Origin of the sequence: Burkholderia sp. HMSC10F09, assembly GCF_001806955.1 — a bacterium.
GTDB classification, from domain to species: domain Bacteria; phylum Pseudomonadota; class Gammaproteobacteria; order Burkholderiales; family Burkholderiaceae; genus Burkholderia; species Burkholderia multivorans.
The window spans coordinates 1,156-8,687 of record NZ_KV786901.1 but is presented as its reverse complement, the minus strand read 5'-3'; the positions used below and the strand labels follow the sequence as shown (position 1 = coordinate 8,687).

Annotated in this window: 3 protein-coding genes and 2 pseudogenes; 2 read left to right on the top strand and 3 right to left on the bottom strand. The window is 68.0% G+C overall.

Going from position 1 to position 7,532, the window contains the following annotated elements:
* Nucleotides 1-196, top strand: a pseudogene (locus tag HMPREF3115_RS25470) (NYN domain protein); the annotation flags it as partial.
* Between the two features lie 91 nt (nucleotides 197-287).
* Here HMPREF3115_RS25470 and HMPREF3115_RS25465 read toward each other — a convergent pair.
* On the bottom strand, nucleotides 288-671 hold the full coding sequence (locus tag HMPREF3115_RS25465; protein ID WP_006401195.1) for a VOC family protein: 384 nt from the start codon (nucleotides 669-671) through the stop codon (nucleotides 288-290).
* Between the two features lie 71 nt (nucleotides 672-742).
* Between HMPREF3115_RS25465 and HMPREF3115_RS33110 the strand changes: the two are divergent.
* Nucleotides 743-835 (top strand): annotated as a pseudogene (locus HMPREF3115_RS33110) (helix-turn-helix domain-containing protein); the annotation flags it as partial.
* Between the two features lie 211 nt (nucleotides 836-1,046).
* Here the strand turns inward: HMPREF3115_RS33110 and HMPREF3115_RS25460 are convergent.
* Together HMPREF3115_RS25460 and HMPREF3115_RS25455 are read right to left on the bottom strand one after the other, a co-directional pair.
* On the bottom strand, nucleotides 1,047-4,355 hold the full coding sequence (locus HMPREF3115_RS25460) for an efflux RND transporter permease subunit (protein ID WP_070556612.1): 3,309 nt from the start codon (nucleotides 4,353-4,355) through the stop codon (nucleotides 1,047-1,049).
* Nucleotides 4,356-4,358: 3 nt separating this feature from the next.
* Nucleotides 4,359-7,472 carry an MdtB/MuxB family multidrug efflux RND transporter permease subunit gene (locus HMPREF3115_RS25455; RefSeq protein ID WP_006407542.1) on the bottom strand — a complete coding sequence of 1,038 codons (3,114 nt, stop codon included), beginning with the start codon at nucleotides 7,470-7,472 and terminating at the stop codon, nucleotides 4,359-4,361.
* Nucleotides 7,473-7,532: the final 60 nt, after the last annotated feature.

Here is a 7,532-nt window from a genome sequence, read left to right as displayed (position 1 = left end):
CGCGCCGCAGCACGCGGCGCCGGCGGCCGACGCATTTGCGGCTTCGGATGCGGCCGCGCAGCCGTCGCCCGACGCGATGCCGGCGGGCGAACCGGCCGGCGAAACGGCCGCCGCCGAAGCGAAGCCGAAGAAGGCGGCCCGCAAGACGGCCACGCGTGCGCGCCGTCCGCGCAAGACGACGCCCGCCGCCGAGTAACGGCGGCCGTGCGCAGGCGGCCCGGTCCGATACCGGGCGGCCGCGCGTCCGCAGTCATCTCGGCCGGCGCCATGCCGGCCGATTCGTTTCGTCAGCCGTTCAGCGCATAGGGCTGCGTCATCACTTCGAGAAAGTGACCGTCCGGATCGTCGAAATACACGCCGCGCCCGCCGTTGTGGCGGTAGATCTCGCCCGGCTGCCGCTTCGCAGGATCGGCCCAGTGCGGCAGCGCGCGCTCGCGGATGCGGGCGTAGACGCGATCGAAGTCCGCTTCGTCGACGAGAAACGCGTAGTGCTGCGACGCGATCTCGCCCGGCTGCTGATAGAAATCGAGCGACACGCCGTTGTCGAGCGCGACGACGAGCATCGGGCCGAACGGCGTCGGCGGCGGCAGGTCCAGCAGTTCCGTGAGAAAGCGGCTCGACGCGTGCGCGTCGCGGCACCAGACGATGGTGTGATTCAACTGGACGTTCATGACGGATTCCCGGCGAGGGCCATGCACAGACGATAGCCGATCGCGGCCGCGGTGCAAGCGGCACGCGCGCGATGGTCGAAGCGGGCGCGCACGGCGGCGCGAGCGGCACGCCGCGCAACTCGGTCGCGCGACTGCTGAAAACGCTGGTTCGACAGGGCTTTCTCGTCGTCGACGCGTATGGCCGCTATCGTCCGGGGCCGGCGAGCGCGCGGATCGCGGCCGCGTATCTCGGCGCGCAACCGCCGGTCGCGCCGGCGCAGCCGGTGCTCGACGGGCCATGTGCGCGCAGCGGGCTGGCCGCGCAGCTGCTCGGCCGCGACGGCGCGGAAGCCGTCGTGCTCGCGCAGGCGCTACCCGCCGATGCGCCGTGCGCGCTTATTCGCCCGCTACCGCCGGCCCGCCCGAATTCCCGCGGCGGTTGCGCCGCTTCACGCCCCATACGCGCAGGCGATCCATGTACAGATAGACGACCGGCGTCGTATAGAGCGTCAGCACCTGCGACATGATCAGGCCGCCGGCGATCGCGATCCCGAGCGGCGCGCGCAGCTCCGCGCCGTCCGCGCTGCCGAACGCGAGCGGCAGCGCGCCGAGCAGCGCGGCCATCGTCGTCATCATGATCGGCCGGAAACGCAGCAGGCACGCCTCGCGGATCGCGTCGAACGACGACTTGCCGTGGTTGCGCGTCTGATCGATTGCGAAGTCGACCATCATGATCGCGTTCTTCTTCACGATGCCGATCAGCAGGATCACGCCGATCAGCGCGATGATGCTGAACTCGGTCTTGAACAGCAGTAGCGCGAGCAGGGCGCCGACGCCGGCCGACGGCAGCGTCGACAGGATCGTGATCGGATGGATGTAGCTCTCGTACAGGATCCCGAGCACGATGTAGACGGCGAGCAGCGCGGCGAGGATCAGGATCGGCTGATCGTTCATCGACTGCTGGAACGCCTGCGCGGTGCCCTGGAAGCTGCCGACGATCGTCGGCGGCACGCCGATCTGCGCCATCGTCTGGTAGATGACCTGCGTCGCCTGCGACAGCGACACGCCGGGCGGCAGGTTGAACGAGATCGTCGTCGCGACGAACAGCCCCTGATGGTTGACCGACAGCGGCGTCGTGCTCGGCCCGAAGGTCGCGATCGCCGACAGCGGAATCATCGTCGACTTCGACGTCGACACCGCGGCGCCTGCCGACGCGCTCGACTTGCCGCTCGACGCGATCGAGTTCAGCGCCTGGTTGCGCGCGGAATCGGACGCGATCGCGGCGGCGCTCGTGGCGGCCGTGCCGGCGCTCGACGTGCCGGCCGCCGTCGCGACGAACGTGCCGGCTGCCGCGTTGGTCGTCTGCGAGCCGCTCGCGCTGCCGCCCGACGTGCTGATCCACACCTGCTTCAGCATCTCGGGGCTCTGCCAGTATTTCGGCGCGACTTCCATCACGACGTGGTACTGGTTCAGCGGGTTGTAGATCGTCGAGACCTGCCGCTGGCCGAACGCGTCGTACAGCGTGTTGTCGATCTGCGCGGGCTTGATGCCCAGGCGCGCGGCGGTGGCGCGGTCGATCGTCACCATCGCCTCGAGGCCGCCTTGCTGCTGGTCCGAATTCACGTCGGTCAGCTCGGGACGCTTCTGCAGCGCCTCGGTCAAAATCGGCCCCCACTTGTACAGCTCCGCGCTCGAATCGCCGAGCAGCGTGAACTGGTATTGCGCATTGCTCTGCCGGCCGCCGACGCGGATGTCCTGCGCGGCCTGCAGGAACGTGCTCGCACCCGCGACGCGCGACAGCGGTCCGCGCAGCTGCTGGATCACCTGATCGGCCGATACCTTGCGCTCGCTGCGGTCCTTCAGCGTGACGAACATGAAGCCCGAGTTGGTCTGCGTGCCGCCCGTGAAGCCTGCCGCGCTCTTCACGTTCGGGTTGCTCTGCACGATGCGCATCATCTCGGTGAACTTCTGCTTCATCGCCTGGAACGAGGTCGCCTGGTCCGCGCGGATTCCGCCGATCATCAGGCCCGTGTCCTGCTGCGGGAAGAAGCCTTTCGGCACGATCACGTATAGATAGACGTTCAGCCCGATCGTCGCGAACAGGATCAGCAGGATCAGCAGCGGCCGGCTCAGCGCCCACGACAGCGAGCGCTCGTAGCCGCGCTGCATCCGCGCGAAGCAGCGTTCGAGAAAGCGCGCGAAGCGGCCTTCTTCGCGCGCGTCGTGCCGCTCCGGCAGCAGGCGCGCGCACATCATCGGCGTGACGGTCAGCGAGACCGCGAGCGACACCGCGATCGCGAGCGACAGCGTCAGCGCGAATTCGCGGAACAGGCGCCCGACGATGCCGCCCATCAGCAGGATCGGCAGGAACACGGCGACGAGCGAGATGCTCATCGACAGCACCGTGAAGCCGACCTCGCGCGCGCCGTCGAACGCAGCCTGCAGCCGCGGCTTGCCGTTCTCGATGTGGCGCGCGATGTTCTCGAGCACGACGATCGCGTCGTCGACGACGAAGCCGGTCGCGACGATCAGCGCCATCAGCGACAGGTTGTCGATCGAGAAGCCGAGCAGGTACATCGCACCGAACGTGCCGACGATCGAGATCGGCACCGCGACGCTCGGAATCAGCGTCGCGCGCCAGTTGCGCAGGAACAGGAACACGACCATCACGACGAGGCTCACCGCGATCAGCAGCGTGTGCTCGGTGTCCTTCAGCGAGGCGCGGATGGTCGTCGAGCGGTCGAGCACGGGCGTCACCGTGATGTCGGCCGGCAGCGACGCGGTCAGCTGGGGCAGCGCGGCGCGCACGCGATCGATCGTGTCGATGATGTTCGCGCCCGGCGACCGGTACAGGATCACGAGCACCGCGCGCTTGCCGTTCGACAGCCCGAGGTTGCGCAGATCCTCGACCGAGTCGACGACCTCCGACAGATCGGACAGCCGCACGCCAGCGCCGTTGCGGTACGCGACGACGAGATCGCGATACTGCGACGCCTGCGATGCCTGATCGTTGGTGTAGAGCTGGTAGTGCTGCGGCCCGAACTCGATCGCGCCTTTCGGGCTGTTCGCGTTCGCGGACGCGAGCGCCGCGCGCACGTCTTCGAGCCCGATGCCGTAGTGGAACAGCGCCTGCGGCTCGAGCTCGACGCGCACGGCCGGATTCGCGGAGCCGCTGACGGTGACCTGGCCGATCCCGTCGATCTGCGACAGCGACTGCTGCAGCACCGTCGACGCCGCGTCGTACAAGCGCGCCGGCGACGCGGTGTCCGACGTCAGCGACACGATCATGATCGGCGAGTCGGCCGGGTTCACCTTCCGGTAGGTCGGGTTGCTTTTCAGCGCGGCGGGCAGGTCGGCGCGTGCCGCGTTGATCGCGGCCTGCACGTCGCGCGCGGCGCCGTCGATGTCGCGGTTCAGCCCGAACTGCAGGATGATCCGCGCGTTGCCGACGGTGCTGGTCGACGTCATTTCGGTGACGTCGGCGATCGATCCGAGATGCCGCTCGAGCGGGCTCGTCACGCTGGTCGCGACGGTCTCGGGGCTCGCGCCCGGCAGCGACGCCTGCACGGAGATCGTCGGGAAGTCGACCTGCGGCAGCGGCGACACCGGCAGCTTGACGAACGCGAACAGCCCCGCGAGCGCGACGCCGAGCGCGAGCAGCGTGGTCGCGACGGGACGCGTGATGAAAGGGCGCGACAGGTTCATGGCTTACGCATCCGTGCGCGTGCCGGCCGCCGGGCCGTGGCGTTCGAACCAGCCGCGCGCGCGGCGCGCGAGCGCGTCGAAGCCGAGATAGATGACCGGCGTCGTGAACAGCGTGAGCACCTGCGACACGATCAGGCCGCCCGCGATCGCGATCCCGAGCGGCTGACGCAGCTCGGAGCCGGCACCGGAGCCGACGATCAGCGGCACCGCGCCGAGCAGCGCGGCGAGCGTCGTCATCAGGATCGGCCGGAAACGCAGCAGGCACGCCTGATAGATCGCTTCGCGCGGCGGCTTGCCTTCGACGCGTTCGGCCTCGAGCGCGAAGTCGATCATCATGATCGCGTTCTTCTTCACGATGCCGATCAGCAGCACGATGCCGATGATGCCGATGATGTCGAGATCGTGGCCCGTGATCATCAGCGCGAGCAGCGCGCCGACGCCGGCCGACGGCAGCGTCGACAGGATCGTGATCGGGTGGATGTAGCTCTCGTACAGCACGCCGAGCACGATGTACATCGTGACCACGGCCGCGAGGATCAGGAACAGCTGGTTCGACAGCGACGCCTGGAACGCGAGCGCCGCGCCCTGGAAGCGCGTCTGGAACGAGCCGGGCAGGCCGATCTCCTTTTCGGCGGCCTGGATCGCCTTGACGGCTTCGCCGAGCGACGCGCCCGGCGCGAGGTTGAACGAGATCGTCGTCGACGGGAACTGCGACAGATGCGAGACGAGCAGCGGCGACGGCCGCTCGTGGAAGGTCGCGATCGACGACAGCGGCACCTGGCCGCCGCCTGCCGACGGCAGATAGATGTCGTTCAGCGATTGCACGTAGTGCTGGTCCTTCGGCTCCGACTCGAGAATCACGCGGTACTGGTTCGACTGCGTGAAGATCGTCGAGACGATGCGCTGGCCGAACGCGTCGTACAGCGCGTTGTCGACCGTCGCGGGCGTGACGCCGAAGCGCGCGGCGCTCGCGCGGTCGATCTCGATGTAGACCGACTGGCCGTTGCTCTGCAGGTCGGTCGCGACGTCCGCGAGCGACGGCTCCTGCTGCAGCCGCGTGACGAGCTTCGGCACCCAGGTCGCGAACTCGTCCGCGTTCGGGCTCGTCAGCATGAACTGATACTGCGTCGGGCTCACCGTCGAATCGATCGTCAAGTCCTGCACGGACTGCATGAACAGCGAAATGCCCGTCACGTTCGCGACGCGCTGCTGCAGGTCGCGGATGATCTGCGCGGCCGTCTCCGAACGTTCGTCGCGCGGCTTCAGGTTGATCAGCATCCGGCCGCTGTTCAGCGTGATGTTCGAGCCGTCGACGCCGATGAACGACGTGAGGCTGTCGACGTTCGGGTCCTTCAGGATCTCGGTCGCGAGCGTCTGCTGCCGCTCGGCCATCGCGCCGTACGATACCGACTGCGGCGCCTGCGTGATCGCCTGGATCACGCCCGTGTCCTGCGCGGGGAAGAAGCCCTTCGGCACGAACACGTACAGCAGCGCGGTCAGCGCGAGCGTGAGCAGCGCGACGACGAGCGTCGCGCGCTGCCGGTTCAGCACCCATTCGAGCGCGACCGCATAGCGCGCGATCACCCAGTCGATCGTGCGGTGCACGCGCGCCTCGAAACGATGGCTTTCGGGCGGCGGCGAGTGACGCAGCAGCTTCGCGCACATCATCGGCACGAGCGTCAGCGACACGATCGCCGAGATCACGATCGTCACCGCGAGCGTGATCGCGAATTCATGGAACAGGCGCCCGACCACGTCGCCCATGAACAGCAGCGGGATCAGCACGGCGATCAGCGACACCGTCAGCGAGATGATCGTGAAGCCGATCTGCTTCGAACCCTTCAGCGCGGCCTCGAGGCCCGAATCGCCTTCCTCCACGTAGCGTGCGATGTTCTCGATCATCACGATCGCGTCGTCGACGACGAAGCCGGTCGCGATCGTCAGCGCCATCAGCGACAGGTTGTTCAGCGAGAAGCCCGCGAGATACATCACCGCGAGCGTGCCGATCAGCGACAGCGGCACCGACAGGCTCGGGATGATCGTCGCGTAGATGTTCGCGAGGAACAGGTACATCACCAGCACGACGAGCACGACCGACAGCATCAGTTCGAACTGCACGTCGCGCACGGCCGCGCGGATCATCGTCGTGCGGTCGGTGACGATCTGCACGTCGAGCGCGGCCGGCAGCGTTTCCTGCAGCTTCGGCAACTGCGCCTTGATCGCGTCGACGGTCGCGATCACGTTCGCGCCCGGCTGGCGCTGCACGTTCAGGATGATCGCGGGCTCCGAATTGACCCACGCGCCGAGCTTCGTGTTCTCCGAGCCGGCCACGACCTTCGCGACGTCGGTCAGCATCACCGGGCGGCCGTTCTTGTATGCGACGACCGCGCTGTTGTACTGATCGGCGCTCGTCAGCTGGTCGTTGGCGTTGATCGTGTAGGCGCGCGTCGGGCCGTCGAAGTTGCCCTTCGGCGTGTTCACATTCAGGTTCGAGATCGTCGTGCGTAGATCGTCGAGGTTCATCCCGTATTGCGCGAGCGCGGTCGGGTTCGCCTGGATCCGCACGGCGGGGCGGTTGCCGCCCGACAGGCTCACGAGGCCGACGCCCGCGATCTGCGAGATCTTCATCGCGAGGCGCGTGTCGGTCAGGTCCTGCACCTGCGTGAGCGGCAGCGTCTTCGACGTGACCGCGAGCGTCAGCACCGGCGCATCGGCCGGGTTGACCTTCGCGTAGATCGGCGGGGCAGGGAGGTCGGACGGCAGCAGGTTGCCGGCCGCGTTGATCGCGGCCTGCACTTCCTGCTCGGCGATGTCGAGCGGCAGGTCGAGCGAGAACTGCAGCGTGATCACCGACGCGCCGGCCGAGCTTTGCGACGACATCTGGTTCAGCGACGGCATCTGCCCGAACTGGCGCTCGAGCGGCGCGGTGACCGACGACGTCATCACTTCCGGGCTCGCGCCCGGATAGAAGGTCTGGACCTGGATCGTCGGATAGTCGACTTCCGGCAGCGCGGCGAGCGGCAGGAAGCGCAGCGCGACGAGGCCGGCCAGCATGATCGCCGCCATCAGAAGGGCGGTGCCGACCGGCCGGAGAATGAAGATGCGGGACGGATTCATCGAGCGGCCCGTGCGTTATTGGGCCGCTGCCTGCGACGCACCGTGCCGGCGCCCGCCGTG

What these genes read in the sequence shown, in the direction of transcription:
- HMPREF3115_RS25455 (WP_006407542.1), bottom strand. Translation starts at nt 7,472, where the DNA reads ATGAATCCGTCCCGCATCTTCATTCTCCGGCCGGTCGGCACCGCCCTT.
- HMPREF3115_RS25465 (WP_006401195.1), bottom strand. Translation starts at nt 671, where the DNA reads ATGAACGTCCAGTTGAATCACACCATCGTCTGGTGCCGCGACGCGCAC.
- HMPREF3115_RS25460 (WP_070556612.1), bottom strand. Translation starts at nt 4,355, where the DNA reads ATGAACCTGTCGCGCCCTTTCATCACGCGTCCCGTCGCGACCACGCTG.